The organism is Aquipseudomonas alcaligenes, from assembly GCF_003205495.1.
Lineage (GTDB): Bacteria > Pseudomonadota > Gammaproteobacteria > Pseudomonadales > Pseudomonadaceae > Aquipseudomonas > Aquipseudomonas alcaligenes_B.
This window is the reverse complement of sequence record NZ_QJRX01000008.1, coordinates 165,089-191,086: the sequence shown is the minus strand read 5'-3', so window position 1 is coordinate 191,086 and position 25,998 is coordinate 165,089. Positions and strand designations below refer to the sequence as shown.

Genomic DNA, 25,998 nt, shown 5'->3' with positions numbered 1-25,998 from the left:
CCGCACGGCCGGATGTCAATGCTTGCGGCTGGCGTCGCCTAGCTTGTAGCCTCCCGCTCCATGACTCCCAGCATCCTCTATATCCACGGCCTCAACAGTTCGCCGGCCTCGACCAAGGCCAGCCAGCTGCTCCGGGTCGCCGAACACTGCGGCCTCGCCCGCCAGCTGCGCGTGCCGGCCCTGCACCATCACCCGCGCCAGGCCATGCTCCAGCTGCAGGCGGCCATCGCCGAGCTGGGCCGGCCGCTGCTGGTCGGCAGTTCGCTGGGCGGTTTCTACGCCACCTACCTCGCCGAGCAGCATGGCCTCGATGCCCTGCTGATCAACCCGGCGGTGCGCCCGCACCTGCTGTTCGGCGGCAAGGAAGAGCTGCAGACCAACTACTACAGCGGCGAAACCTGGCTGCTGACCCACGATCACGTCGCCGCTCTGGCCGAGCTGGAAGTGCCCGAGCCGCGCGACGCCCGGCGCTACCGGGTGTGGCTGCAGACGGCCGACGAGACCCTCGACTACCGCCAGGCCGAAGCCTATTACCAGGGCTGCACGCTGGATATCCAGCCGGGCGGCGACCACAGCTACCAGGGCTTCGCCCAACGTATTGCGGAAATCCTCGCGCTGGCCGGCTTCGCTCCGGCCCTGTGGGCCGATTTCGACTTTTCCACCCTTTGAAGAAGACCTGAACCGCTTATGGCCCAGCAGAACGCCTACAACGCCGATGCCATCGAAGTACTGTCCGGTCTGGACCCGGTGCGCAAGCGCCCGGGCATGTACACCGACACGTCGCGGCCCAACCACCTGGCCCAGGAAGTCATAGACAACAGCGTCGACGAGGCGCTGGCCGGCCACGCCAGCGCGATCCAGGTGATCCTCCACGACGACAACTCGCTGGAAGTGATCGACGACGGCCGCGGCATGCCGGTGGACATCCACCCGGAAGAGGGCATTCCCGGCGTCGAGCTGATCCTCACCAAGCTGCACGCCGGCGGCAAGTTCTCCAACAAGAACTACCAGTTCTCCGGTGGCCTGCATGGTGTCGGCATTTCGGTGGTCAACGCGCTGTCCAATCAGGTCGAGGTCAAGGTCAAGCGCGACGGCAGCGAGTACCGCATGACCTTTGCCGACGGCTTCAAGGCCAGCGACCTGGAAGTGATAGGCACGGTCGGCAAGCGCAACACCGGCACCAGCGTGCGCTTCTGGCCCGACCCGCAGTATTTCGATTCGCCCAAGTTCTCCATCAGCCGGCTGAAACATGTATTGAAGGCCAAGGCCGTGCTCTGCCCCGGCCTGGAAGTCACCTTCAGCGACAAGAGCAATGGCGAGACCACCCGCTGGTACTACGAGGACGGCCTGCGCTCCTACCTCACCGACGCGGTCAGCGAGCACGTGCGCCTGCCCGAGGAGCCATTCTGCGGCTCGCTGGCCGGCAACAAGGAGGCGGTCGACTGGGCCCTGCTGTGGCTGCCGGAAGGCGGCGAGTCACTGCAGGAGAGCTACGTCAACCTGATCCCCACCGCCCAGGGCGGCACCCACGTCAACGGCCTGCGCCAGGGCCTGCTGGACGCCATGCGCGAGTTCTGCGAGTTCCGCAACCTGCTGCCGCGCGGGGTCAAGCTCGCGCCGGAAGACGTCTGGGAACGCATCGCCTTCGTCCTCTCGATGAAGATGCAGGAGGCGCAGTTCTCCGGCCAGACCAAGGAGCGCCTGTCCTCCCGTGAGGCAGCCGCCTTCGTCTCCGGCGTGGTCAAGGACGCCTTCAGCCTGTGGCTCAACGCTCATCCCGAAACCGGTCTGGCCCTGGCCGAGCTGGCCATCAGCAACGCCGGGCGCCGCCTCAAGGCCGGCAAGAAGGTCGAGCGCAAGAAGATCACCCAGGGCCCGGCGCTGCCCGGCAAGCTGGCCGACTGCGCGGGGCAGGACCCGATGCGCTCCGAACTGTTCCTGGTCGAGGGCGACTCCGCCGGCGGCTCGGCCAAGCAGGCGCGCGACAAGGAGTTCCAGGCCATCATGCCGCTGCGCGGCAAGATCCTGAACACCTGGGAAGTGGACGGCGGCGAGGTGCTGGCCAGCCAGGAAGTGCACGACATCGCGGTGGCCATCGGCATCGACCCGGGCTCGGCCGACCTGTCGCAGCTGCGCTACGGCAAGATCTGCATCCTCGCCGACGCCGACTCCGACGGCCTGCACATCGCCACCCTGCTTTGTGCATTGTTCGTCCGCCACTTCCGCCCGCTGGTGGAAGCCGGCCACGTCTACGTGGCGATGCCGCCGCTATACCGCATCGACCTGGGCAAGGAGGTCTACTACGCCCTCGACGAGGCCGAGCGCGACGGCATCCTGGAACGCCTGACCGCCGAGAAGAAGCGCGGCAAGCCGCAGGTCACCCGCTTCAAGGGCCTCGGCGAGATGAACCCGCTGCAGCTGCGCGAAACCACCATGGACCCCAACACCCGGCGTCTGGTGCAGCTGGGTCTGGACGACTTCCAGGCCACCCACGAGATGATGGACATGCTGCTGGCGAAGAAACGCGCCGGCGACCGCAAGAGCTGGCTGGAAACCAAGGGCAACCTGGCCGAGGTCCTGGCGTGAGGCCGAGCCTCGCCCTCGCCCTACTGCTGCTCGCCGGCGGCGCGCACGCGGCCGAGTCGCCCGCGCCGGTGGTCGAGCTGGAACTGCTGGCCGAACACCCGATCACGGGCATGGCCGCCGGCAACCTGTCCGGCCTGACCCGCTGCGGCGGGGAGTGGCTGGCGCTGTCCGATCGCGAGGACGACCGTCTGTATCGCCTGCAGCCCGCGGATGGCGCCTGGCAGGCCGAGGCCGAGACCTTCTCCGCCCCGCCACCGCCGCCCAGCGCGCTGCCCTGGGGCCTGCGCATGCACGGCTGGCTGGCCGGCAAGCTGCGCGGTGGCGAGCTGGACTTCGAAAGCCTGGCCTGCGACGCCAAGGGCAACCGCTACCTGCTCAGCGAGGCGCACGTCGCCCTGCTGCAGGTCGGTCCCAGCGGCATGGCCGAATGGCTGGAGCTGCCCGCCAGCCTGATCCGCCAGGCTCGCGCCAGCGGCATGCTGCTGCGCCACAACGCGCTGCTCGAAGGGCTGGTCATCGACCCCGCCGGCGAGCGCCTGTGGCTGGCTGCCGAGCGCGAACGCCGCGGCCTGCTGGTACTGCACAAGATCAATGGCCGCTGGCGCTGCAGCGGCGGCTGCGTAGTGTTCAGCGAGGCCGGCCTGCGTCGCTCGCCGCTCGCCCCGCAGAGCGAGGCGCGCTATCCGCGCAGCTTCGGCGACCTGGCCTTCTGGGATGGCAAGCTGTTCAGCCTGGAGCGCCTGGAACAGCGCATCTGCCGCCGCGACCCCAATACCGGTGCCCAGGAGAAGTGCTGGTCCTTCGTCGCCGCCGCCCTGGCCAGCGGGCGCAGCTACCCGGAGCCCTACGGCAACGCCGAGGCCCTGTGGCTGGACCAGGATGGCGCCTGGCTGGGCCTGGACAACAACGGCATGGCCCGCGCCGACGGCGAGCAGCGCTCGCTGCTCTGGCAGTTCAAGGCGCCGCCAGGCGGCTGGAGCGCGCCATGAGCGAGCCCGTCGCCGGCCAGCGCGCCGCCCGCGTCATGCTGATCCTCGCCTGGGCCGCCGCCCTGGCCCTGGCCACCTATTGGTTCGGCGACTGGGAAGAGCAGCAGATCAACCCCAACCGCCAGCCGCAGTCGGTGCATGGCGACGGCTACATCGAGGTGCGCCTGGCCGCCGGGCGTGGCGGTCACTACCTGTTGGACGGGCAGATCGACGGCCACAACCTGACCTTCCTCCTCGACACCGGCGCCACCGCCGTGGCCATCCCCAAGGCGGTGGCCGAGCGCCTCGACCTGGAACGCGGCGCGCCGGTACAGATCCGCACCGCCAACGGCACCGTCACCGGCTGGCGCACCCGCCTCGGCCTGCTGCAGCTCGGCGACATCCAGCTACGCAACGTGGCGGCACTGGTGACCCCCGGCATGGACGGCGAAGAGGTGCTACTCGGCATGAGCGCCCTCAAGCAACTCGAATTCACTCAGAAAGGCGGCACCCTGGTGCTGCGCCAATCAACACGCTAATGAGGCACGCATGAGCGACACCCTCGACCTGAGCCTGGAAGGCGTCGAACGCCGGTCGCTGGCCGACTTCACCGAGCAGGCCTACCTGAACTACTCCATGTACGTGATCATGGACCGCGCCCTGCCGCATATCGGCGACGGCCTGAAACCGGTGCAGCGGCGCATCGTCTACGCCATGAGCGAGCTGGGCCTGGATGCCGACGCCAAGCACAAGAAGTCGGCGCGTACCGTCGGTGACGTGCTCGGCAAGTTCCACCCGCACGGCGACAGCGCCTGCTACGAAGCCATGGTGCTGATGGCGCAGCCGTTCAGCTACCGCTACACCCTGGTCGACGGCCAGGGCAACTGGGGTGCGCCGGACGATCCCAAGTCCTTCGCCGCCATGCGTTACACCGAGGCGCGCCTCTCGCGTTACTCCGAGGTGCTGTTGGCCGAGCTGGGCCAGGGCACCGTGGACTGGGTGCCGAACTTCGACGGCACCCTGGACGAGCCGGCCACCCTGCCGGCGCGTCTGCCCAACCTGCTGCTCAACGGCACCACCGGCATCGCCGTGGGCATGGCCACCGATGTGCCGCCGCATAACCTGCGTGAAGTGGCGAGCGCCTGCGTGCGCCTGCTCGATGAGCCGAACGCCACGGTCGAGCAGCTGTGCGAACACATCCAGGGGCCGGACTTCCCCACCGAGGCGGAGGTCATCACGCCCAAGGCCGACCTGCTGAAGATCTACGAAAGCGGCCGTGGCTCGGTGCGCATGCGTGCCGTGTACCGTGTCGAGGACGGCGATATCGTGGTCACCGCGCTGCCGCACCAGGTCTCCGGAGCCAAGGTGCTGGAGCAGATCGCCGCGCAGATGCAGGCCAAGAAGCTGCCGATGGTCGCCGACCTGCGCGACGAGTCGGACCACGAGAACCCCTGCCGCATCGTCATCATCCCGCGATCCAACCGCGTGGATGCCGACGAGCTGATGACCCACCTGTTCGCCACCACCGACCTGGAGTCCAGCTACCGGGTCAACACCAACGTCATCGGCCTGGACGGCAAGCCGCAGGTGAAGGACCTGCGCACCCTGCTCTCCGAGTGGCTGGTCTACCGCGTTGGCACCGTGCGCCGCCGACTGCAGTTCCGCCTGGACAAGGTGGAGAAGCGCCTGCACCTGTTGGAAGGCCTGCTGGTCGCCTTCCTCAACCTGGATGAAGTGATCCACATCATCCGCACCGAGGACTCGCCCAAGCCGGTGCTGATGGAGCGCTTCGGCCTCAGCGAACTGCAAGCCGACTATATCCTCGACACCCGCCTGCGCCAGCTGGCCCGTCTGGAAGAGATGAAGATCCGCGGCGAACAGGACGAGCTGGCCAAGGAGCGCGACAAGCTGCTGGCCCTGCTCGGCAGCGAAGCCAAGCTGAAGAAACTGGTGCGCCAGGAAATCCTCGACGATGCCGAGAAGTACGGCGACGCCCGCCGCTCGCCGATCGTCGCCCGCGCCGAGGCCCGCGCCCTGTCGGAAACCGAACTGATGCCGACCGAGCCGGTCACCGTGGTGCTCTCGGAAAAAGGCTGGGTACGTTGCGCCAAAGGCCACGATATCGACGCCACCGGCCTGTCCTACAAGGCCGGCGACGGCTTCAAGGCCGCCGCGCCGGGCCGCTCCAACCAATACGCCGTGTTTATCGACTCCACCGGACGCAGCTACTCGCTGGCCGCCCACTCGCTGCCATCGGCCCGTGGCCAGGGCGAGCCGCTGACCGGGCGCCTGACCCCGCCGCCCGGCGCGACCTTCGACTGCGTGCTGCTGCCGGACGACAGTGCCCTGTACGTGATCGCCTCCGACGCCGGCTACGGCTTCGTGGTCAAGGGCGAAGACCTGCAGGCCAAGAACAAGGCCGGCAAGGCGCTGCTGACCCTGCCCAACGGCGCGCTGGTGGTGCCGCCCAAGCCGGTGGCCAGCGTCGAGGAGGACTGGCTGGCGGCGGTGACTACCGAGGGCCGCCTGCTGCTGTTCCCGGTACGCGACCTGCCGCAGCTGGGCAAAGGCAAGGGCAACAAGATCATCGGCATCGCCGGTGAGCGCGTGGCCAGCCGCGAGGAATACCTCACCGACCTGGCCGTGCTGCCGGCGGGCGCTACCCTGATCCTGCAGGCCGGCAAGCGCACCCTGTCGCTCAAGCCGGACGACCTGGAACACTACAAGGGCGAGCGTGGCCGCCGCGGCAACAAGCTGCCGCGCGGCTTCCAGCGGGTCGACCAGCTGCTGGTGGAGAGCGGCAGCTAAAGGAGAGACGAGATGGCCGCCGCCGAACTGCGCTGGCAACAGGATACCCAGGGTCGCACGCAGCTCTGCGTCAGCGGCCACTGGACCCTGGCCACGCGCAAACCGGACTTGCAGGCGGTGTTCGAGTCCTTCGCCGGTCCCGGCGGCGAACTGCCGGTACGGGTGACGGTCGCGGCCTGGGACAGCAGCCTGCTGGCCCTGCTGCGGCGCCTGCAGCGCCTGGCCGCGGAGCGCCAGTTGCAGCTGCGCTGGCTGGAACTGCCAGACGGCGTCGAGCGCCTGCTACAGATGGGCAGCACGCACCCGATCCAGCCCGCCGGCAGCGCTCAGCGCCGCGGCGGCCCGCTGACCCGCCTGGGCCTGGTGGCCATGTCCACCCTCGCCAGCCTGGCCACCGCAGCAACCTTCCTCGGTGAAATCTGCCTGGCCCTGCTCAACCTGCTGCGCGGCCGCGCGCGCCTGCGCGCCGGCGATTTCTGGCTGGCCCTGCAGCAGTGCGGCCCCGGCGCCCTGCCCATCGTCGCTTTGATCGCCACCCTGGTCGGCCTGATCCTCGCCTTCGTCGGCGCCGCCCAGCTGGAGGCCTTCGGCGCCCAACTATACATCGCCAACATGGTGGCCATCGGCATGACCCGCGAGATGGGCGCGCTGATGACCGCGGTGATCATGGCCGGGCGCACCGGCGCGGCCTATGCCGCCGAACTGGGCAGCATGCAGGCCAACGAGGAGATCGACGCACTGAAGACCTTCGGCTTCCCGCCCCTGGAGTTCCTGGTGCTGCCGCGCCTGTTGGCGCTACTGGTGGCCATGCCGCTGCTGTGTGCCTTCGCCGACGCCCTGGGCATCCTCGGCGGCTTCGTCATCGGCGCCGGGCTGTTCGACATCTCCGCCACCCAGTACCTCAACCAGAGCCTGGAGATGCTCAGCCTCACCGACTTCCTGCTGGGCATCTTCAAGAGCCTGGTGTTCGCCGTGCTGATCGGCCTGATCGGCTGCCACTACGGCCTGGCCTGCGGGCGCAACGCCCAGGCCGTGGGCCAGGCGACGACCCGCGCGGTGGTCAGCATCATCGTCGCGCTGGTGGTCAGCGATGCGCTGATCACCCTGATCTGCACCCAGCTGGGAATCTGAGATGAGCGAGGCCGTGCTGATTGCCGAAAACCTCTGCGCCGGCTACGGCCAGCGGGTGATCCAGCGCGGCCTGAACTTCCGCATCGCGCGCGGCGAGGTGTTCGTCATCATGGGCGGCAGCGGCTGCGGCAAGAGCACCCTGCTGCGCCACCTGATCGGCCTGCAGGCGCCGCTGGCCGGGCGCCTGCTGTTCAACGGCGAGGACTTCTGGGCCCAGCCCGAGGCGCGCCGCGCCACGCTGCAGCAGGAATTCGGCGTGCTCTACCAGAACGGCGCGCTGTGGGGCTCGATGACCCTGCGCGAGAACATCTGCCTGCCGCTGGAAACCTACCGCCCCAACCTGTCCCGCGCCGAACTGGACGAGCTGGCCGCGCTCAAGCTGGCCCTGGTCGGCCTCGGCGGCTGCGACGAGCTGTACCCGGCCGAGCTGTCCGGCGGCATGCGCAAGCGCGCCGCACTGGCCCGCGCCCTGGCGCTGGACCCGCAGGTGCTGTTCTTCGACGAACCTTCGGCCGGCCTCGACCCGATCAGCTCGATGGCCCTGGACGAGTTGATCCTGCAGCTGCGCGACAGCCTCGGCTCCAGTATCGTGCTGGTGACCCACGAGCTGCCGAGCATCTTCGCCGTCGCCGACACCTGCCTGTTCCTCGACGGCCAGGCCGGCACCCAGCTGGCCCTCGGCCCGCCCGACGAGCTGCTGGCCCATGGCCCGGAGGCGGTGCGCCGCTTCCTCGGCCGCAGCCCGCACCCGGCCAAGGAGGCCCCATGAGCGAAACCCGCAAGCCCCTGCTGATCGGCAGCTTCCTGCTCGGCGGCCTGTTCCTCCTGGTCGTCGGCACCCTGCTGCTGTCGCGCGACAGCTGGTTCAGCCAGCCGACCGAGTACGTGGTGTACTTCAAGGGCGCGCTGGACGGCCTCGACGTCGGCGCCGACGTCACCTACCGCGGGGTGAAGATCGGCAGCGTGCGCGAGATCCGCCTGTCCTACGACCGCAACATCAAGGACGTGGTGATGCCGGTGATCCTGCGCATCCAGCCCAACCGCACGGCCGGCCGGCGCAGCTTCGACCAGATCCTCGAACAGCTGGTGCAGCGCGGCCTGCGCGCCCAGCTGCAGACCCCCAGCCTGCTCACCGGCAAGGCCATCGTCGCGCTGGACATGTTCCCCGACCAACCCGGCTACGTGCGCGAACCAAACGAGGTCGAGCTGCCGGCCATCCCCAGCGTGCCGTCGCGCATCGACCAGGCCGCCACCCTGCTGGGCGACCTGGTCGCCGACGTGCGCGAGCTGCCGCTGCGCGAGCTGATCGACTCGGCCACCCTGGCCATGCAGGGCATCGAGCGCCTGAGCCGTTCCGACGACCTGAACCAGGGCCTGCGCAGCCTGGCGTCCACCCTGGCCAACCTCGACCGCCTGAGCCAGCGCCTGGAAACCCAGCTGCCGGCCCTGCTCAGCTCCGCCCAGCGCAGCAGCGGCGAACTCAACGCCACCCTCGGCGAGATCCGCCAGGCCTCCGCCGGCCTGCGCCAGACCCTGGAGCAGACCAACGCGCTGCTCGGCGACGGCCGCCGCAGCCTGGGCCCGGAATCCGAACTGCAGTACCAGCTGAACACCACCCTGCAGGAACTCGGCCGCGCCAGCAAAGCGCTGCAGCGCACCGCCGAGAGCCTGGAACAGCAACCGCAAGCGCTGATCTTCGGGAAACCCCAGCCATGAGCCGCTACCTGCTGCCCCTCGCCTTCCTGCTGCTGGCCGGCTGCGCCACCAGCACGCCGCAGCGCTTCTACCAGCTGCCAGTGCCGGCCACCCCGGCATCGCTCGATGCCGGGGGACCGGCGGTACTGCTAGGGCCGCTGCAACTGGCCGACTACCTGCAGCGCGAGAACCTGGTGCAACGCCGCAGCGACCAGCGCCTCGACCTCAGCGCCGACGACCGCTGGGCCGGCAGCCTGCAGGACGATGTCGGCCGCCTGCTCCTGGCCACCCTGGCCGAGCGCCTGCACAGCGGTAACCTGGCGCTCTACCCGGACCGCATCGGTTTCCGCGCCGACGCCCAGCTGATCCTGCATGTCGCCCGCCTGGACTCCGGCCCGCAGCAGCCGGCGGTACTGGAAGCGCGCTGGCGCCTGCTCGACGCCCAGGGCCGGCAGCGCGCCGGCGACCTGCTGCGCCTGAGCGAGACGCACGACGGCAGCCTGGACGACCAGGTCGCCGCCCAGGGGCGCCTGGTCGAGCGCCTCGGCCAGCGCCTGGCCGAGGCCGTGCAGGCCCTGCCGGCCGGCAGCTGAGCGGCTGGCGCTGGAGTCGCGCGCCGCTTTGACGGATGATACGCGGCCGCCTCGCACATGTTTTCCGGCCGCCGCCGCGGCCCCAGGGTGAAAGAATGAAACCGCTGCACCTCGCCTCCGTCCTGCTGCTGACCGGCCTGCTCGGCCTGGCCGGCTGTACCGCGCACCGCCCGGTGCCGCTGTACCAGCTGGACAACGGCAACGCCGCGCTGCCGACCCAGGAACAGGGCATCGCCGTGCTGCTCGGGCCGATCTCGGTGGCCGACTACCTGCAGCGCGAGGCCTTCCTCCAGCGCCAGCTCGACGGCAGCCTGCTGGCCGCCGAAGACGCCCGCTGGGCCGGCAGCCTGGCCGCCGACATCGACCAGCTGTTGCTGCGCCAGCTGGCCTCGAACCTGGACAGCCAGCGCACCGTGCTGGCGCCGACCAGCGCCACCTTCAAGGCCGACGTGCAGGTACTGCTGAACATCATCCGCCTGGACTCCGGCCCGGCCCTGCCGGCCGTGCTGGAAGCGCAGTGGCGCCTGCTCGACCGCAACGGCCAGCTGCGCGACAGCCGCCTGCTGCGCCTGGAAGAAGCGCACAGCGGCACCCTGGCCGACCAGGCGCAGGCGCAGAGCCGCCTGCTGCGCCAGCTGGCCCGGCAGCTGGCCGAGGCCATCGAGCCGCTGCGTAACCAGCCGGTGGCCGAGGCCACCAAGCCGGCGCCGGCCCCGGCACGCCCGGCCCGCCCGCCACAGCCGGGACCGAAGATCCCCATGGTCGGCCCGACCCCGAGCACCGGCGACGTGCTGCGCTTCTGAGCCCGACCTTGGTCGGCTGGCCGGCGCGGCGCCAAGCGGGTAGGCTGCCGACCCCATGAGCGCGACCGATATCCTCCTGCTGGCCCTGGCCGGCTTCGCCGCAGGCGGCATGAACGCCCTGGCCGGTGGCGGCACCTTCTTTTCCTTCCCCGCCCTGCTGGCCAGCGGCCTGCCGCCGGTGACCGCCAACGCCACCAATGCCGTGGCCCTGTGGCCGGCCAGCCTGGCCGGGGCCTGGGCCGCGCGCGGCTCGCTGCGACCGCTGGGACGCTACCTGCTGCCACTGCTGCTGGCCGGCCTGGCCGGCGGCCTGCTCGGCGGCCTGCTGCTGCTGGCCGGCGGCGACGAGATCTTCCGCCACCTGATTCCCTGGCTGCTGCTGGCCGCCACCGCGCTGTTCGCCGCCAGCCCCTGGCTCAGCCGCGCCCTGGCCGCGCGCCGGCGCGACGCCGGGCGCCCGCCGCATGGCCCGCTGTCGCTCGGTGCCCATGTCGGCGTATCGGTGTATGGCGGCTACTTCGGCGCCGGCATGGGCATCCTGCAGCTGGCCGCCTTCTCCATCGAGGGCCACCCGCTGGCCCGCGCCAACGCCCTGAAGAACCTGATCTCGGCGGTGATCTACAGCGTCGCCAGCCTCACCTTCATCTTCGCCGGGCGGGTCAGCTGGGCCGAGCTGCTGGTCCTGCTGGCCGGCGCCACGGCCGGCGGCTATGCCGGCGGGGCGCTCGGCGAGAAACTGCCGCCGCGCCTGCTGCGCGCCCTGGTGATCGGCGTGGGCGGCGGCATGACCCTCTACTATTTCTGGGCCACCTACGCCCGCTGATTTGCCCCAGGCGGCGCGGCTCTGCTAGTGTCGCGCCCGTTCCAACACCCGCCGAGACAGTGCCCATGGCCCGCAAGAAAGCCGCCGATTTCGAAACCTCCCTCGCCGAGCTGCAGACCCTGGTCGAGCGCTTGGAAAGCGGCGAGCTGTCGCTGGAGGATTCCCTCGGTGCCTTCGAGCAGGGCATCCGCCTGACCCGCGACTGTCAGGCCGCCCTGGCCCAGGCCGAGCAGAAGGTGCAGGTGCTGCTGGAGCGCGACGGCGAACTCGCAGAAGCCCCCTTCGACGCGGACGAGCCGGCATGATCGCCGCCTACCAGCAGCGCTGCGCCGCCCGCGTCGACGCGGCGCTTGAAGACCTGTTCGCCGCCCCCCGCCACGACCTGCAGCGCCTCTACCAGGCCATGCGCTACAGCGTGGTCAACGGCGGCAAGCGCGTGCGCCCGCTGCTGGTCTACGCCGCCTGCGAGGCGCTGGATGGCGACCTCGACCGCGCCGACGGCGCCGCCTGCGCGGTGGAGCTGATCCACGCCTACTCGCTGGTGCACGACGACCTGCCGGCGATGGACGACGACGACCTGCGCCGCGGCCAGCCGACCACCCACATCGCCTTCGACGAGGCCTGCGCCATCCTCGCCGGCGACGGCCTGCAGAGCCTGGCCTTCGAAGTGCTCGCCGACGCCCGGCGCAACCCGCAGGACGCCGAGCTGCGCCTGGCCATGGTCATGGGCCTGGCCCGCGCCGCCGGCCCGGCGGGCATGGTCGGCGGCCAGGCCATCGACCTCGCCTCGGTTGGCCGGCGCCTCGACCAGCAGGCTCTGGAGGCCATGCACCGGCACAAGACCGGCGCACTGATCGAGGCCAGCGTGCAGCTCGGCGCCCTGGCCAGCGGCCGCGCCGATGAACACAGCCTGCGTGCCCTGGCCCAGTATGCCCAGGCCATCGGCCTGGCCTTCCAGGTGCAGGACGACATCCTCGACGTGGAAAGCGACACCGCCACCCTGGGCAAGACCCAAGGCAAGGACCAGGCCAACGACAAGCCCACCTACCCCGCCCTGCTCGGCCTCGACGCGGCCAAGGCCTATGCCCTGGAGCTGCGCGACCAGGCCCTGCACGCCCTGCGCCTGTTCGGCGACAGCGCCGAGCCGCTGCGCGACCTGGCCCGCTACATAGTCGAGCGGCGCAGCTGAGCCGCACCATCACTCGCGCAAATACCCCGCCTTTCGCCGCATAAGGCTTGCTTTACCGCCGCGCCCGAGCCCCTAAGATGGCTTCATGACAAGAAGCCCGGAGTGGCCGGCCATGCCCTTTTCCGCCCTGCTGATCGCCAATCGCGGCGAGATCGCCATCCGCATCGCCCAGGCCTGCGCCGACCTGGGCATCCGCTCGGTGGCGGTGTACGCCGAGGACGACGCGGCCTGCCTGCACACGCGCAAGGCCGATGCCGCCGTGCCGCTCGCCGGCCGCGGCGTACCGGCCTACCTGGACATGGAGCAGCTGCTCGCCATCGCCGGCGAACAAGGTTGCGACGCCATCCACCCTGGCTACGGCTTCCTCGCCGAGAATGCCGAGTTCGCCCGGCGCTGCCAGGCCGCCGGCCTGACCTTCGTCGGCCCGGCGCCGGAGACCCTCGAACTGTTCGGCGACAAGGCCGCCGCCCGCGCCCTGGCCGAACGCTGCGAGGTGCCGCTGGTGCCGGGGCTCAATCGTGCCGTGAGCCTCGCCGAGGCCCTCGCCTTCCAGGCCGAGCAGGGTGCGGTGATGCTCAAGGCCCTCGCCGGTGGTGGCGGCCGCGGCATGCGCGCGGTCAGTACCACCGAAGAGCTGGTCGAGGCCTATGCGCGCTGCAGCTCCGAGGCGCAGAACGCCTTCGGCGACGGCGCACTGTACGTCGAGCAGCTGGTGCAGCGCGCCCGCCATGTCGAGGTGCAGGTGCTGGGCGACGGCAACGCCGTCAGCCACCTGTGGGAGCGCGACTGCAGCCTGCAGCGGCGCCACCAGAAGCTGGTGGAGATCGCCCCCAGCCCGGACCTGGACGGCGCGACCCGCGAGGCGATCATCGCCTGCGCCCTGCGCCTGGCCGGCGAGGTGAACTACCGCGGCATCGGCACCTTCGAGTTCCTCCTCGACCTGGACCGCCCGGGCCGCTTCTACTTCATGGAGGCCAATCCGCGGGTGCAGGTCGAGCACACCGTCACCGAGCAGGTCACCGGCGTCGACCTGCTGCACGCCCAGCTGCGCCTGGCCGCCGGCAGCCGCCTGAGCGAACTCGGTCTGGCCAGCCCGCCAGCACCCAAGGGCTGCGCCGTGCAGCTGCGCCTGAACCTGGAGACCCTGCACGCCGACGGCAGCGCGCGCCCCGCCGCCGGCACGCTGAGCGCCTACCAGCCGCCCTCCGGCCCCGGCCTGCGGGTGGACGGCCACGGCTACGCCGGCTACCCGGTCAGCCCGGCCTACGACTCGCTGCTGGCCAAGCTGATCGCCACCGCGACCGACTACCCGGGCGCCCTGCGCCGCGCCTACCGCGCCCTCTGCGAGTGCCGCCTGGAGGGCGTGGCGAGCAACCTGCACCTGCTGCAGAACCTGCTACAGCGCGAGGAGGTCGCCGCCAACCGGGTCGACACCCGCTTCGTCGAGCGCCACCTCGGCGAGCTGCTCGCCGCCCATGGCGAGGCCCATCCGCACCGCTACTTCGCCGGCAGCGGCGCGGCGGACAGCACCGCCCGGCATGGCGTCGAGGCACCGCCCGGCACCCTCGCCCTGGCCGCGCCGAGCAGCGGCGTGCTGGTCGCCCTGCAGGTGGCCGAAGGCGATGCCGTGGCCGCCGGCCAGGTGCTCGCCGTGCTGGAGGCGATGAAGATGGAGTTCGAGGTGCGCGCCGAGCGCGGCGGCATCGTCCGCGCCCTGGCCGTCGCCCCTGGCGACGCACTGGCCGAGGGCCAGGCCCTGCTGTTCCTCGAGCCGGCCGAGGTCGATGGTGGCCAGGTGCAGGACGAACAGGCCGTCGACCTTGCGCATATCCGCGCCGACCTGGCCGAAGTGCTGGAGTGCCACGCACGCCTCACCGATGCGCGCCGCCCCGAGGCGGTGGCCAAGCGGCGCAAGACCGGCCAGCGCACCGTGCGGGAAAACCTCGCCGACCTGCTGGATGAGGGCAGCTTCAGCGAATACGGCGCCATGGCCCTGGCCGCCCAGCGCCGCCGGCGCTCGCCGGAAGAACTGCTGGAGCTGAGCCCGGCCGACGGCCTGGTGGCCGGCACCGGCACGGTCAACGCCGGGCTGTTCGGCGAACAGGCCGCGCGCTGCCTGGCCATCGCCTACGACTACACGGTGTTCGCCGGCACCCAGGGCGTGATGAATCACAAGAAGACCGACCGCATGCTGGCCCTGGCCGAGCAGTGGCGCCTGCCCGTGGCGCTGTTCGCCGAGGGCGGCGGCGGCCGGCCGGGTGATACCGACTTCGTCGGCGTGGCCGGGCTGGACTGCCACACCTTCGTCGGCATGGCCAGGCTGTCCGGCCTGGTGCCGACCGTGGGCGTGGTTTCCGGCCGCTGCTTCGCCGGCAACGCCGCACTGCTCGGCTGCTGCGATGTGATCATCGCCACGCAGAACGCGACCATCGGTATGGCCGGCCCGGCGATGATCGAAGGCGGCGGGCTGGGCAGCTACAAACCGGAGGAAGTCGGCCCCACCAGCGTGCAAGGCCCCAACGGGGTGATCGACGTGCTGGTGGCCGACGAAGCCGAGGCGGTGCAGGTGGCCAAGCAGTACCTGGGCTACTTCCAGGGGCCGCTGGCCGACTGGCGGTGTGCCGACCAGCGCGAGCTGCGCCAGCTGATCCCGGAGAACCGCCTGCGTGTCTACGACATCCGTCGGGTGATCGAACTGCTGGCCGACAACGGCAGCGTGCTGGAGCTGCGCCGCCAGTTCGCCCCGGGGCTGATCACCGCGCTGATCCGCATCGAGGGCAAGCCGTTCGGCCTGATCGCCAACAACCCGGCCCACCTGGGCGGCGCCATCGACGCGCTGGCGGGCGACAAGGCCGCGCGCTTCCTGCAGCTGTGCGACGCACATGACCTGCCCATCGTCTCGCTATGCGACACCCCCGGCTTCATGGTCGGCCCCGAAGCGGAGAAACAGGCCACGGTGCGCCATGTGTCGCGCCTGTTCGTCACCGCCGCCAGCCTGAGCGTGCCCTTCTTCACCCTGGTCTTGCGCAAGGGCTACGGCCTGGGCGCCCAGGCCATGGCCGCCGGCAGCTTCCACGCGCCGCTGTTCACCGCCGCCTGGCCCAGTGGCGAGTTCGGCGCCATGGGCCTGGAAGGCGCGGTGCGCCTGGGCTTCGCCAAGGAGCTGGCGGCCCAGGCGGACGCGACCAGCCGCCAGGCCCTGTTCGACAAGCTGGTGGGCAAGGCCTACGCCAACGGCAAGGCGCTGAACATGGCCAGCTACCTGGAGATCGACGCGGTGATCGACCCGGCCGAGAGCCGCGCCTGGCTGCTGCGCGGGCTCAACGCGGCACCCGCGCCGGCGCCACGCGCGGGCAAGAAACGGCCCTTCGTCGATACCTGGTAAGGAACTCGCCCATGCCCATCGAACATCGGCTCCTCGCCGTCAACGGCATCGACCTCAGCCTCTATAGCGCCGGCCCCGAAGGCGGCCGCCCGGTCTGGCTGTTGCACGGCTTTCCCGAGTGCTGGTACGCCTGGCATCCGCAGATCGAGGCGCTGGCCGCCGCCGGCTACCGGGTGTTCGCCCCGGAGATGCGCGGCTACGGGCAGAGCAGCGCGCCACGCGACCCGGCCGCCTACGACCTGCTGACCCTGTGCGGCGACATCCAGGGCGCCATGGACGCCTTCGGCCAGACCCGCGTCGCCGTGGTCGGCCATGACTGGGGAGCGCCGGTGGCCTGGCACCTGGCCCTGCTGGAGCCCACGCGGGTGCAGGCCCTCGGCGCCCTGTCGGTGCCCTTCGGCGGGCGACCGAAACGCCCGGCCATCGAGATGATGCGCGAGGCCTACGCCGGGCGCTTCCACTACATCCTCTACTTCCAGCAGCCGGGCCTGGCCGAAGCCGAGCTGGACGCCGACATCGGCCGCAGCCTGCGCCTGCTGCTCGGCGGCCTGGAAGGCGCGCTGCTGCAGGACAAGCCGGCTGACGCCCGGTTGTTCGACGGCGCGGATGACCTGCCGCTGCCGGCCTGGTGCCCGCCCCAGCTGTTCGCCGTGTACGAACGGACCTTCTCCGGTCGCGGCTTTTACGGCGCGCTGAACTGGTACCGCAACTTCGAGCGCAACTGGCAGCGCACCGAGCACCTGGCCGCACTGCGGGTCGAGCAGCCGACCCTGTTCCTGCTCGGCGAGCGCGACCCGGTCGGCCGTTTCGAGGCACCGACCCTGGCGCGCATGGCGGCCAAGGTGCCGCGCCTGGAACAGCACCTGTTGCCCGGCTGCGGCCACTGGCTGCAGAGCGAGGACGGCGCGCGGGTCAGTGCGCTGCTGCTGGATTTCCTGGGGCGGCACTACGCCGCGGGCTGATCCGCTTACAGGGTGTTTGGGCTGTTCCCGGCGCTTCGGGTAAACTGCCGCATCTTTTGCACGCCCATAACGATTCGCCTGATGCCGACCACCTTCCACGAGATTCCGCGCGAGCGCCCCGCCACGCCCCTGCTCGACCGTGCCGAGACCCCGGACGGCCTGCGCCGCCTGGCGGAAAGCGAGCTGGAGACCCTCGCCGACGAGCTGCGCCAGTACCTGCTGTACAGCGTCGGCCAGACCGGCGGGCATTTCGGCGCCGGCCTCGGCGTGGTCGAGCTGACCATCGCCCTGCACTACATCTTCGACACCCCGGATGACCGCCTGGTGTGGGACGTCGGTCACCAGGCCTACCCGCACAAGATCCTCACCGGCCGCCGCGAGCGCATGTCCACCCTGCGCCAGAAGGACGGCCTGGCCGCCTTCCCGCGGCGCAGCGAGAGCGAGTACGACACCTTCGGCGTCGGCCACTCCAGCACCAGCATCAGCGCCGCCCTCGGCATGGCCATCGCCGCGCGCATGCAGGGTTCGCGGCGCAAGGCGGTGGCGGTGATCGGCGACGGCGCGCTGACCGCCGGCATGGCCTTCGAGGCGCTCAACCATGCGTCGGACGTGAAGGCCAACATGCTGGTCGTGCTCAACGACAACGACATGTCGATCTCCAAGAATGTCGGCGGCCTGTCCAACTACCTGGCCAAGATCATCTCCAGCCGCACCTATTCGAGCATGCGCGAGGGCAGCAAGAAGATCCTCTCGCGCCTGCCCGGCGCCTGGGAGATCGCGCGCAAGGTCGAGGAGCACGCCAAGGGCATGCTGGTGCCCGGCACCCTGTTCGAGGAACTGGGCTGGAACTACGTCGGCCCGATCGACGGCCACGACCTGCCCACCCTGCTGGCCACCCTGCGCAACATGCGCGACCTGGAGGGCCCGCAGTTCCTCCACGTGGTGACCAAGAAGGGCAAGGGCTTCGCTCCGGCCGAGGCCGACCCGATCGGCTACCACGCCATCACCAAGCTGGAGCCGATCAACGCCCCGGTCGCGCCCAAGCAACCCTCCGGGCCCAAGTACTCCAGCGTGTTCGGCCAGTGGCTGTGCGATATGGCCGCCGAAGATCCGCGCCTGGTCGGCATCACCCCGGCGATGAAGGAAGGCTCCGACCTGGTGGCTTTCAGCGAGCGCTTCCCCGAACGCTACTTCGACGTCGCCATCGCCGAGCAGCACGCGGTGACCCTGGCCGCCGGCATGGCCTGCGATGGCGCCAAGCCGGTGGTGGCGATCTACTCCACCTTCTTGCAGCGCGCCTACGACCAGCTGATCCATGACGTGGCGGTGCAGAACCTCGACGTGCTGTTCGCCATCGACCGCGCCGGCCTGGTCGGCGAAGACGGCCCGACCCACGCCGGCAGCTTCGACATCTCCTACCTGCGCTGCATCCCCGGCATGCTCATCGCCACGCCCAGCGACGAGAACGAGCTGCGCCAGCTGCTGACCACCGGCTACCACTTCCAGGGCCCGGCAGCCGTGCGTTATCCGCGTGGCAGTGGCCCCAATGCGCCCATCGACCCGGCACTGGACAGTGTCGAGATCGGCAAGGCGGTGCTGCGTCGCCAGGGCCAGGGCGTGGCCCTGCTGGTCTTCGGCGTGCAGCTGGCCGAGGCCCTCAAGGTCGGCGAGACCCTCGACGCCACCGTGGTCGACATGCGCTTCGTCAAGCCGCTGGACGAGGCCCTGCTGCGCGAACTGGCCGCCAGCCACGCGCTGCTGGTGACCATCGAGGAAAACGCCGTGATGGGTGGCGCAGGCTCCGCGGTCAGCGAGTTCCTCGCTGCCGAGAACCTGGTCAAGCCGCTGCTGCACCTGGGCCTGCCCGATTACTACGTGGAGCACGCCAAGCCGGCGCAGATGCTCGCCGAGTGTGGCCTGGACCAGGCCGGCATCGAAGCGGCCGTCCGTCGCCGCCTGCAGCAACTTGAGCAAAGCTCAAGCTGAGGCACGCTAAACTTGCTTGAGCTTCAACACGCCGTGCACTAAGGTGCGCGGCGTTTTCTTTTCCATCAGGTGCGCCGGTTCACGCCGGCGATAATCGGGAAGCCGGTGCGCTCCATGAGCAATCCCGGCGCTGCCCCCGCAACGGTAATCGATCGCAGCCCTGCTGCAGGTCCGCGCAACAGCCACTGGGTCAACCGGGAAGGCGCGCGGAGCAGAATCGAGAGCCCGGAGACCGGCCTGACGGATTCGACTGGTGTTGCGGAGGGCCGCACCGTCAGGCGCCGCCGTGCGCCTGCTTTCTGCCCTCCTCGAAGTCTTTGTCTTTGAGGAATCCCGATGAAACTGTCCCACACCCTGCCCCTCTCGGCCCTGAGCCTGGCCCTGCTGCCTGCCGGCCTCGCGCTGGCCGCCGGCCAGGGCGCCGCGCTCAAGCTGCCCGAGACGCTGATCAGCGCCAACCGCGACGTGCAGCAACGCGATGCCAGCAGCACGGCGAGCACCGTATTCACCCGCGCCGACATCGAACGCCTGCAGCCGGCCTCGGTCAGCGACCTGCTGCGCCGCGTCCCCGGCGTGCAAGTGACCGACAACGGTGCCGGCAGCCTGGCCAGCCTGTATATCCGCGGAACCAAGTCGGCACAGAGCCTGGTGCTGGTAGACGGCATGCGCATCGCCTCGGCCAGCTCCGGCGACAGTAACCTGCAGTTCCTCAATGTCGACCAGATCGAGCGCGTCGAAGTGCTGCGCGGCCCACGCTCGGCGGTGTACGGCGCCGACGCTATCGGCGGCGTGGTGCAGATCTTCACCCGCCGCAGCGCCGGCGAGGGCCTGCAGCCCTTCGTGCGCATGGGCTATGGCAGCAACGACAGCTGGCGGCGCAGCGCCGGACTCTCCGGCGGCGACCAGCAGACCCGCTTCAGCCTGGCCGGCAGCCTTGACGAAAGCGACGGCATCGATCGCACCGGCATCTCCTACGACTCCGACCAGGACCACGACGCCTACCGCAACAAGGCCTTCAGCCTCAGCCTGAGCCATAGCTTCAGCGACAGCCTGGAAGCCGGCGTCAACGTCCTCGACCAGCGCGGCCGTACCGAGTTCGACAACCCCTTCGGCCGTTTCGACATGACCACCTTCGAGTCGGTCGGCCAGGAGCCCTACAGCGACTTCACCCTCAGCAGTGCGTCCAGCTACCTGGACGCGCAGGTCAACGACCTGTGGAGCAGCCGCCTGGAAGTCGGCCACAGTGAGAACCGCGAGGAAAGCCTGGACAAGCTCAGCGACGAGCGTGGCGTGTTCAACACCTATCGCGACTCGGTGAACTGGCTCAACACCCTGGCCCTGAGCGACAGCCACGGCCTGCTGCTGGGTGGCGAGTGGTACGAGGATCAGCTCAACAGCAACACCGCCTTCGCCGAGCAGCAGCGCTGGAACCAGGCCGCGTTTGTCCAGCATCGCTATGAGAGCGAGCACTTCTCCACCGAGCTGGGCGTACGCCACGACAAGAACGAGCAGTTCGGCAGCGAGAACACCTGGAGCGGCGCCCTGACCCTGCCGCTGAACGCCGGCAATGACCTGGTGCTGTCGTACAGCGAGGGCTTCCGCGCGCCGACCTTCAACGATCTCTACTACCCGGACTACAGCAACCCGGACCTCAAGCCCGAGCACTCGAAAAGCTATGAGCTGCAGTGGCGCAGCCAACTGGCCGAGCGCACACGCCTGGAGGCCTCGCTGTACCGCACCGACATTGAAGATGCAATCGCCAGCGACCAGGACTTCATCCCGCAGAACATCGCCGAAGCCCGTATCCACGGCTTCGAGGCCAACCTGCAGCAGGAGCTGTTCGGCTGGCAGGGCCAGCTCGGCATCGCCTTAGTCGATCCGCGCGACCGCGACAGCGGCCACACCCTCAATCGCCGTGCCCGCCGCACCCTCAGCCTGGACCTGGATCGCGCCTTCGGTGCCTTCGCCGTCGGTGCCACCTGGCAGCTGGCGAGCAGCAGCTACGACGACCCGGACAACCAGCACGAACTGGGCGGCTACGGCCTACTCGGCCTGCGCGGCAGCTGGCAGGCGAGCGGCGAGCTGAAGCTGGAGGCGAAGATCGACAACCTGCTGGACAAGGACTACCAGCGCGCCCTCTACGAGCACGGAGGCGAACGCTACGGCTACCGCCAGGAAGGCCGCACGGCCCTGCTCGGGTTCGTCTGGACTCCCAAGCTGTAAACGAACAAGGCCCCGCGAGGGGCCTTTTTTCTTAATACCTCAACGGGCCCTGGCCAACAGTTCGCAGAGCTGCTCGGTGGCCGCCAGCATCTGGAAGCTGGGCCGTTCCAGGCCCTTGTCCGGCACCGTCCACAGCTGGCCCAGACGCACCGCGGGCAGCTGCGGCCAGGCTCGCCAGCGCTGCAGTTCGGCCTCGCTGCCCCCCAGAATCACCTCGGGCGCGCGCCCCAGCACCGCCTCGACATTGACCTGGGGTGCCGGCAACTGCAGATCGGCGAACACGTTGCGCGCGCCACACACCCGCAGCGCGTCGCTGACGATCTGCCGCCCGCCGAGGGTGTACAGCGGCTCGTTCCAGACCTGATAGAACACCGCCAACGGCGGCTCGCGGCGATAGCGCCGGCGCAGCTCGGCCAGGCGCGTGGTGAAGCGGTCGCGCAGCTCACGGCCGCGGGCCTCGGTACCGACCAGCCGACCCACTTCGGCGAACTGCTCGGCCAGCGCCTGCAGATCATGGGGCTCGCCGACATACAGCGGGATGCCGAAGGCCCGCAGCTGCGCCTGCTGGGCCTCGGGCACACTGCCGGGCCAGAGCAGCAGCAGGTCCGGCTTGAACGCCAGCAAGGTTTCCAGCTCGACCTGGCCATAGCGCCCGACCGAGGGCACACCCGCCAGCGCCGGCGGGCGCGGCCCGCCATCGAGCAGGCCGACCAGGCGCGACTCGGCGCCCAGTTCCAGCATGATCTCGGACATCGAGGGGGCCAGGCTGACCACCCGTTCGGCCGCCGTCAGCGCCGGGCTGAGGGCGAGCAGACAGGCGGCCAGCAGCGCGCGCATCAACCCAGCTGGCGGGGAATGCGGTACAGGCAGAACAGCACCACGCTGCTCAGGGCCAGGAGGATCAGGGCGACGGCATTGAGCCCGCTGAACAGGGCGATGGCGGCGATCCACGCCGGCAGACCGGCACCGAGGAAGGCCTTGCGCCGCTGCGCCGCCAGTGCCAGCCAGGCCTCGCGCTCGTGTTCACCGTCCAGTGCAGCCTCGGTGGCGATCAGCGCGCGCTTGTAGGCGGAGAACAGCGGCAGGCTGACGAACATGGAGGCCAGGCCGGCGATGAACAGCGGCATCTCCAGCACGCTGCCCAGTGCCTGACTGCCGCCGAACAGCAGGTTGAGGAAGAACAGCGGCGCCAGGGCGAAGCCGAGCCAGCGCCACCACTCCAGGGCGAGCCGGCGACGCACCTCGGCGCGGGTCACTCGGTTTCTTCCTGGTGCTGCAGCCCCAGCATGTGGCCGAGCTTGCCGGCCTTGGTCGCCAGGTACTTGCGGTTGTGCGGGTTGAGGGCGATTTCCAGCGGGCGACGCTCGGCCACGCGCACGCCGAAGCCCTCCAGCGCCTTGACCTTGCGCGGGTTGTTGGTCATCAGGCGGATCGCGCGGATGCCCAGGTGGTCGAGCATCGGCTGGCAGATCGAGTAGTCGCGCTGGTCGGCGGCGAAGCCCAGGCGCTCGTTGGCCTCCACCGTATCGGCGCCGCCATCCTGCAGCTCGTAGGCGCGGATCTTGTTCAGCAGGCCGATGCCACGGCCTTCCTGGCGCAGGTACAGGAGCACGCCACGGCCCTCGGCGGCGATGGCGCGCAGGGCGGCCTCGAGCTGGGCGCCGCAATCGCAACGCTGGCTGAACAGGGCATCGCCGGTGAGGCACTCGGAGTGCAGGCGACCCAGCACCGGCTGGCCGTCGGCGACGTCGCCCAGGGTCAGGGCCACGTGCTCCTTGCCGCTCTCCTCATCGAGGAAACCGTGCATGGTGAACACCGCGAAGGGCGTGGGCAGTTTGGAGGCGGCGACGAAGACGACGGACACCGGGTGCTCCTGTTGGACGTTCGGCAGAAAAGGCCGGCATTGTACCAGCCACGGCGGCAGCCGGCTCAGCCTGAATTGTCGGGGATAAGCATCGGCCTGGCCGATGGGTCGGCTAGAACTTGGACTCCAGCTGCAGCACGCCATTCTCCTCGCGCCAGCGCACCCGGCTGAGATAGCTCATGCCCAACAGCACCTCGGTGGGCGAGTCGCCCTCCAGCACCGCGGCCTCGACGCCGAGCACCTCCAGGCCACCGACCTTGACGTTGTTCAGCTTGATGCGCCAGGCCCGCACGTTGCCGCCGGCGGTGCCGACCACCATGGGCAGCCCGTCGACCCGGTAGTCGATGCCCAGGCGGCGGGCCTGGCCCTCGTTCATCGCCACCGAGGTGGCGCCGGTGTCGACCATGAACTGCACCGGATGGCCATCGATGGAGCCGGCGATCCAGTAGTGGTTGCCGACGCCCCTGCTGATGCTCACCTGGGTCTTCTGCGGCGCGGCACTGCCGGCCTGGTTGTATTCGCGCGACAGGCCGTAGCTGCGCTGCACGCCATCCACCTCGAGCAGCGCGCCCTTGCTGTCGGCACTGAGCACCCTGACCCCGCCCGGCCCGGTCTGCCCGGCCTTGACCAGCTTGCGCTGGCCATCGACCAGCAGCACGGCGGCATTGGGGAACAGACCGACCACCTGCACCTGGGTCTCGGCCTGCAGCAGCGGGCTGAGGGCCAGCAACGCGCTGGCGGCGAACAGCTCAAGGCGACGCATCGGGAATCTCCATGTCCTCGTCGAAGGGGTACGGCTGCTGCCAACGGCGGAAGATCGGCCGCAGGCTGCCGTCCTGCACCAGACTGGCCATGCGCCGGTCGTAGAGTGCAGCCAGGGCACGACCGTGGGCAGTATCGGTAAAGCCGGGGTAGAGCGGCAAGCGGGTCAGGCTGGTGCTGCGAAAGCGTTCCGGGTTCGGCGCGGTGGCCAGCACATCGGCCGCCTCGGTATTGGCGTCGATGTAGAAATCGGCATGCCCGCGCTCCAGCATGGCGAGGATGCCGCTGCGCCGCTCGATCTCCTGGAAGTTCAACGGCTGCGGCAGATACTGCTGGTAGCCATAGCCGCGCATCCACACCAGGCGATGGCGCGCGAGCGTCTGCAGGCTGGGGGTTGGCTGGCTGGCCAGGCCGAGGGCGACGATGACATCGGCATCGTAGGGCCAGCGGGGATAGTGCACCCGCTCGCTGACCTCGTGGCGATAGGAACCGAGGAAGGCATCGGCCTCGCCGCGCTGGACCAGGCCGATGGCGCGCATGTAGGGCTCGTTGCGCCAGCGCAGCCGCACGCCGGCCGGCTCGAACACCTGACGCAGTATTTCCCAGGCCAGGCCAGTGCCGTCCGGGTTGGTATGCCCGGCCCAGCGCTCGCTGACCAGCAGCACCTCATGGGGCACGTCCTCGGCGGCCTGGGCACCCTGCAACCCCAGACTCAACAGCAACCCCAACAGCCAGGCGCGCATGCTCACCTCCGCCTCAGGTCAGGCCCCAGACCAGCAACTGCATCGCCAGCCAGGCGAACACCCCGGCCAGTACATCGTCCAGCATGATGCCGACGCCGCCGTGCACATGCCGGTCGATCCAGCGGATCGGCCAGGGCTTGAGGATGTCGAATACCCTGAATACCAGAAAGCCTAGCAGCAACCAGTACCAGCCCTCGGGTACCAGCCACAGGGTGATCCACATGCCGACCATCTCGTCCCAGACGATGCCCTCGTGGTCGTGCACGCCCATGTCCTCGGCCACCCGGCCGCACAGCCAGAAGCCGAACAGCATGGTGACGCCGAGCATCAGCCAGTAGCCCCAGTCCGGCAGCAGCTGCCACAGCGGAATGAAGGGCAGCGCCACCAGCGAGCCCCAGGTGCCCGGGGCCTTGGGCATCAGCCCGGAGCCGAAGCCGAAGGCGAGGAAATGCCAGGGATTGCGCCAGACCTGCGGCGCGACTTTGACGACTTCAGTCACCATGCAGTCCTAAATCTTGTGCGAAATGTTGATAGCCCGCCCGCGGCGGTTCGAGCAGGTGGCCCTGGCCGTCCAGCAGCTGCACGCCCTGCCCCGCCACGACCCGGCCGATCACCACGGCCTCGGGCCATTGCGCCTGCAGCGCCGGCAGGTGTTCGGCCGCCAGGGTAAAGGCCAGCCGGTAGTCGTCGCCACCGGCCAGCGCACAATCCCGCGCCCGCTCGCCCACCAGAGCTTGCAGGGCCGGCGACAACGGCAGGCGCGGCAGCTCGACCTGCAGGCAGGCGCCGGACGCCGTGGCGATATGGCCACAGTCGGCCAGCAGGCCGTCGGAGATATCCAGCGCTGCCGTGGCCCGGCCGCGCAGCCACTGGCCCAGGGCCAGCTGCGGCTGCGGCGCCCAGTAGCGCTGCAGCAGATAGTCGGCAGCCTCACCCTCGGCCCGCTGCTCGCCCAGTACCAGCGGCAGCGCCCCGGCGCCATCGCCCAGGCTGCCGCCGACGCAGAGCAGGTCACCCGGCCGCGCGCCACCGCGGGTCAGCGCCTGGCCCGCCGGCACCTGGCCGAACACGGTGAGGGTCAGGCTCAGCGGGCCGCGGGTGGTGTCGCCGCCGACCAGGGCGATGGCGCAGCTCTGCGCCATCTGCGACAGGCCGCGGGCGAAGCCTTCCAGCCAGGCAGGTTCGGCATCGGGCAGGGTCAGCGCCAGGGTGAAGCCGAGCGGCACGGCGCCCATGGCGGCCAGGTCGCTGACGCTGACTGCCAGGGCCCGTTGGCCGAGCAGGAAGGAGTCGCAGGACTGGGGGAAATGCACGCCGGCCACCAGGGTATCGGTGGACAGCGCCAGCTGCATGCCGGGGGCCGGCTGCAGCAGGGCGCAGTCATCGCCGATGCCGAGGACGATGCCTGCGGCCGCCTGCGCACAGGGCGCGGCGGCGAAGTAGCGGCGGATCAGCTCGAACTCACCCACGCGGGGAA

The 25,998-nt window shown here is 70.0% G+C and carries 24 protein-coding genes and 1 riboswitch; of the genes, 17 read left to right on the top strand and 7 right to left on the bottom strand.

Translation table 11 applies throughout. The features are described 5' to 3' along the window. Positions 1 to 60: 60 nt before the first annotated feature. The 17 genes from DMO17_RS16095 to DMO17_RS16015 all read left to right on the top strand — a co-directional run bounded on the left by DMO17_RS16095 (position 61) and on the right by DMO17_RS16015 (position 21,152). Complete coding sequence (locus DMO17_RS16095; RefSeq protein ID WP_110683488.1) at positions 61 to 669, top strand: YqiA/YcfP family alpha/beta fold hydrolase; 609 nt, start codon at positions 61 to 63, stop codon at positions 667 to 669. Positions 670 to 687: 18 nt separating this feature from the next. Further along, positions 688 to 2,586, top strand: coding sequence for a DNA topoisomerase IV subunit B (gene parE, locus DMO17_RS16090; RefSeq protein WP_110683487.1), 1,899 nt, complete (start codon positions 688 to 690; stop codon positions 2,584 to 2,586). After that, entirely contained in the window at positions 2,583 to 3,575 is a 993-nt protein-coding gene (locus tag DMO17_RS16085; protein WP_375538024.1) for an esterase-like activity of phytase family protein, read from the top strand. The genes parE and DMO17_RS16085 overlap by 4 nt, the downstream gene beginning before the upstream one ends. Then, complete coding sequence (locus DMO17_RS16080; RefSeq protein ID WP_110683486.1) at positions 3,572 to 4,093, top strand: retropepsin-like aspartic protease family protein; 522 nt, start codon at positions 3,572 to 3,574, stop codon at positions 4,091 to 4,093. The genes DMO17_RS16085 and DMO17_RS16080 overlap by 4 nt, the downstream gene beginning before the upstream one ends. A 10-nt stretch (positions 4,094 to 4,103) precedes the next feature. Continuing rightward, positions 4,104 to 6,362: a DNA topoisomerase IV subunit A gene (gene parC, locus DMO17_RS16075; RefSeq protein WP_110683485.1), complete on the top strand. Its 2,259-nt coding sequence runs from the start codon at positions 4,104 to 4,106 to the stop codon at positions 6,360 to 6,362. Between the two features lie 12 nt (positions 6,363 to 6,374). Then, on the top strand, positions 6,375 to 7,493 hold the full coding sequence (locus DMO17_RS16070; RefSeq protein ID WP_220034085.1) for an MlaE family ABC transporter permease: 1,119 nt from the start codon (positions 6,375 to 6,377) through the stop codon (positions 7,491 to 7,493). A 1-nt stretch (position 7,494) separates the two neighbouring features. Beyond that, entirely contained in the window at positions 7,495 to 8,262 is a 768-nt protein-coding gene (locus DMO17_RS16065) for an ABC transporter ATP-binding protein (protein ID WP_110683484.1), read from the top strand. After that, positions 8,259 to 9,209 carry an MlaD family protein gene (locus DMO17_RS16060; protein ID WP_110683483.1) on the top strand — a complete coding sequence of 317 codons (951 nt, stop codon included), beginning with the start codon at positions 8,259 to 8,261 and terminating at the stop codon, positions 9,207 to 9,209. Before DMO17_RS16065 ends, DMO17_RS16060 begins: the two co-directional genes overlap by 4 nt. Next, on the top strand, positions 9,206 to 9,781 hold the full coding sequence (locus DMO17_RS16055) for a PqiC family protein (protein WP_110683482.1): 576 nt from the start codon (positions 9,206 to 9,208) through the stop codon (positions 9,779 to 9,781). The genes DMO17_RS16060 and DMO17_RS16055 overlap by 4 nt, the downstream gene beginning before the upstream one ends. Before the next feature lie 95 nt (positions 9,782 to 9,876). Then, a complete protein-coding gene (locus DMO17_RS16050) occupies positions 9,877 to 10,584 on the top strand; it encodes a PqiC family protein (RefSeq protein ID WP_110683481.1) in 708 nt (235 codons plus the stop codon). Positions 10,585 to 10,639: 55 nt separating this feature from the next. Further along, entirely contained in the window at positions 10,640 to 11,407 is a 768-nt protein-coding gene (locus tag DMO17_RS16045) for a sulfite exporter TauE/SafE family protein (RefSeq protein WP_110683480.1), read from the top strand. 65 nt (positions 11,408 to 11,472) lie between these two features. Further along, on the top strand, positions 11,473 to 11,712 hold the full coding sequence (locus DMO17_RS16040; RefSeq protein WP_110683479.1) for an exodeoxyribonuclease VII small subunit: 240 nt from the start codon (positions 11,473 to 11,475) through the stop codon (positions 11,710 to 11,712). Then, positions 11,709 to 12,596: a (2E,6E)-farnesyl diphosphate synthase gene (gene ispA / locus DMO17_RS16035; protein ID WP_110683478.1), complete on the top strand. Its 888-nt coding sequence runs from the start codon at positions 11,709 to 11,711 to the stop codon at positions 12,594 to 12,596. The genes DMO17_RS16040 and ispA overlap by 4 nt, the downstream gene beginning before the upstream one ends. A 112-nt stretch (positions 12,597 to 12,708) precedes the next feature. Continuing rightward, positions 12,709 to 15,981: a carboxyl transferase domain-containing protein gene (locus DMO17_RS16030; protein WP_110683477.1), complete on the top strand. Its 3,273-nt coding sequence runs from the start codon at positions 12,709 to 12,711 to the stop codon at positions 15,979 to 15,981. An 11-nt stretch (positions 15,982 to 15,992) separates the two neighbouring features. Further along, positions 15,993 to 16,943, top strand: a complete 951-nt coding sequence (locus DMO17_RS16025; protein ID WP_110683476.1) for an alpha/beta fold hydrolase — start codon at positions 15,993 to 15,995, stop codon at positions 16,941 to 16,943. An 81-nt stretch (positions 16,944 to 17,024) separates the two neighbouring features. Beyond that, a complete protein-coding gene (gene dxs / locus DMO17_RS16020) occupies positions 17,025 to 18,929 on the top strand; it encodes a 1-deoxy-D-xylulose-5-phosphate synthase (RefSeq protein ID WP_110683475.1) in 1,905 nt (634 codons plus the stop codon). Between the two features lie 50 nt (positions 18,930 to 18,979). Continuing rightward, positions 18,980 to 19,184, top strand: a riboswitch (cobalamin riboswitch). An 81-nt stretch (positions 19,185 to 19,265) separates the two neighbouring features. Beyond that, entirely contained in the window at positions 19,266 to 21,152 is a 1,887-nt protein-coding gene (locus tag DMO17_RS16015) for a TonB-dependent receptor domain-containing protein (RefSeq protein WP_110683474.1), read from the top strand. A gap of 39 nt (positions 21,153 to 21,191) precedes the next feature. Here the strand turns inward: DMO17_RS16015 and DMO17_RS16010 are convergent, their stop codons facing one another. The 7 genes from DMO17_RS16010 to thiL all read right to left on the bottom strand — a co-directional run bounded on the left by DMO17_RS16010 (position 21,192) and on the right by thiL (position 25,990). Beyond that, positions 21,192 to 21,989: a cobalamin-binding protein gene (locus tag DMO17_RS16010; RefSeq protein ID WP_110683473.1), complete on the bottom strand. Its 798-nt coding sequence runs from the start codon at positions 21,987 to 21,989 to the stop codon at positions 21,192 to 21,194. Further along, positions 21,989 to 22,408: an MFS transporter gene (locus DMO17_RS16005; RefSeq protein WP_110683472.1), complete on the bottom strand. Its 420-nt coding sequence runs from the start codon at positions 22,406 to 22,408 to the stop codon at positions 21,989 to 21,991. Before DMO17_RS16005 ends, DMO17_RS16010 begins: the two co-directional genes overlap by 1 nt. Next, positions 22,405 to 23,016 carry a GTP cyclohydrolase II gene (gene ribA, locus DMO17_RS16000; protein WP_110683471.1) on the bottom strand — a complete coding sequence of 204 codons (612 nt, stop codon included), beginning with the start codon at positions 23,014 to 23,016 and terminating at the stop codon, positions 22,405 to 22,407. The genes DMO17_RS16005 and ribA overlap by 4 nt, the downstream gene beginning before the upstream one ends. Positions 23,017 to 23,128: 112 nt before the next feature. Continuing rightward, the gene (locus tag DMO17_RS15995; RefSeq protein WP_110683470.1) at positions 23,129 to 23,779 is read right to left on the bottom strand and encodes a retropepsin-like aspartic protease family protein; all 651 of its coding nucleotides are present in this window, start codon (positions 23,777 to 23,779) and stop codon (positions 23,129 to 23,131) included. After that, the gene (locus DMO17_RS15990; protein ID WP_375538023.1) at positions 23,766 to 24,527 is read right to left on the bottom strand and encodes a substrate-binding periplasmic protein; all 762 of its coding nucleotides are present in this window, start codon (positions 24,525 to 24,527) and stop codon (positions 23,766 to 23,768) included. Before DMO17_RS15990 ends, DMO17_RS15995 begins: the two co-directional genes overlap by 14 nt. Before the next feature lie 7 nt (positions 24,528 to 24,534). Then, positions 24,535 to 25,020, bottom strand: a complete 486-nt coding sequence (locus DMO17_RS15985) for a phosphatidylglycerophosphatase A family protein (protein WP_258371561.1) — start codon at positions 25,018 to 25,020, stop codon at positions 24,535 to 24,537. Further along, positions 25,013 to 25,990 carry a thiamine-phosphate kinase gene (gene thiL / locus DMO17_RS15980; protein WP_110683468.1) on the bottom strand — a complete coding sequence of 326 codons (978 nt, stop codon included), beginning with the start codon at positions 25,988 to 25,990 and terminating at the stop codon, positions 25,013 to 25,015. The genes DMO17_RS15985 and thiL overlap by 8 nt, the downstream gene beginning before the upstream one ends. Positions 25,991 to 25,998 lie beyond the last annotated feature (8 nt).

Bases quoted from the DNA above. Each gene is read 5' to 3' on its own strand.
- DMO17_RS16095 (WP_110683488.1), top strand. From the start codon at position 61: ATGACTCCCAGCATCCTCTATATCCACGGCCTCAACAGTTCGCCGGCC.
- DMO17_RS16080 (WP_110683486.1), top strand. From the start codon at position 3,572: ATGAGCGAGCCCGTCGCCGGCCAGCGCGCCGCCCGCGTCATGCTGATC.
- DMO17_RS16065 (WP_110683484.1), top strand. From the start codon at position 7,495: ATGAGCGAGGCCGTGCTGATTGCCGAAAACCTCTGCGCCGGCTACGGC.
- DMO17_RS16015 (WP_110683474.1), top strand. From the start codon at position 19,266: ATGAAACTGTCCCACACCCTGCCCCTCTCGGCCCTGAGCCTGGCCCTG.
- parC (WP_110683485.1), top strand. From the start codon at position 4,104: ATGAGCGACACCCTCGACCTGAGCCTGGAAGGCGTCGAACGCCGGTCG.
- DMO17_RS16060 (WP_110683483.1), top strand. From the start codon at position 8,259: ATGAGCGAAACCCGCAAGCCCCTGCTGATCGGCAGCTTCCTGCTCGGC.
- DMO17_RS16030 (WP_110683477.1), top strand. From the start codon at position 12,709: ATGCCCTTTTCCGCCCTGCTGATCGCCAATCGCGGCGAGATCGCCATC.
- DMO17_RS15995 (WP_110683470.1), bottom strand. From the start codon at position 23,779: ATGCGTCGCCTTGAGCTGTTCGCCGCCAGCGCGTTGCTGGCCCTCAGC.
- DMO17_RS16045 (WP_110683480.1), top strand. From the start codon at position 10,640: ATGAGCGCGACCGATATCCTCCTGCTGGCCCTGGCCGGCTTCGCCGCA.
- DMO17_RS16010 (WP_110683473.1), bottom strand. From the start codon at position 21,989: ATGCGCGCGCTGCTGGCCGCCTGTCTGCTCGCCCTCAGCCCGGCGCTG.
- DMO17_RS16025 (WP_110683476.1), top strand. From the start codon at position 15,993: ATGCCCATCGAACATCGGCTCCTCGCCGTCAACGGCATCGACCTCAGC.
- DMO17_RS16050 (WP_110683481.1), top strand. From the start codon at position 9,877: ATGAAACCGCTGCACCTCGCCTCCGTCCTGCTGCTGACCGGCCTGCTC.
- DMO17_RS16070 (WP_220034085.1), top strand. From the start codon at position 6,375: ATGGCCGCCGCCGAACTGCGCTGGCAACAGGATACCCAGGGTCGCACG.
- parE (WP_110683487.1), top strand. From the start codon at position 688: ATGGCCCAGCAGAACGCCTACAACGCCGATGCCATCGAAGTACTGTCC.
- dxs (WP_110683475.1), top strand. From the start codon at position 17,025: ATGCCGACCACCTTCCACGAGATTCCGCGCGAGCGCCCCGCCACGCCC.
- ispA (WP_110683478.1), top strand. From the start codon at position 11,709: ATGATCGCCGCCTACCAGCAGCGCTGCGCCGCCCGCGTCGACGCGGCG.
- DMO17_RS16040 (WP_110683479.1), top strand. From the start codon at position 11,473: ATGGCCCGCAAGAAAGCCGCCGATTTCGAAACCTCCCTCGCCGAGCTG.
- DMO17_RS16055 (WP_110683482.1), top strand. From the start codon at position 9,206: ATGAGCCGCTACCTGCTGCCCCTCGCCTTCCTGCTGCTGGCCGGCTGC.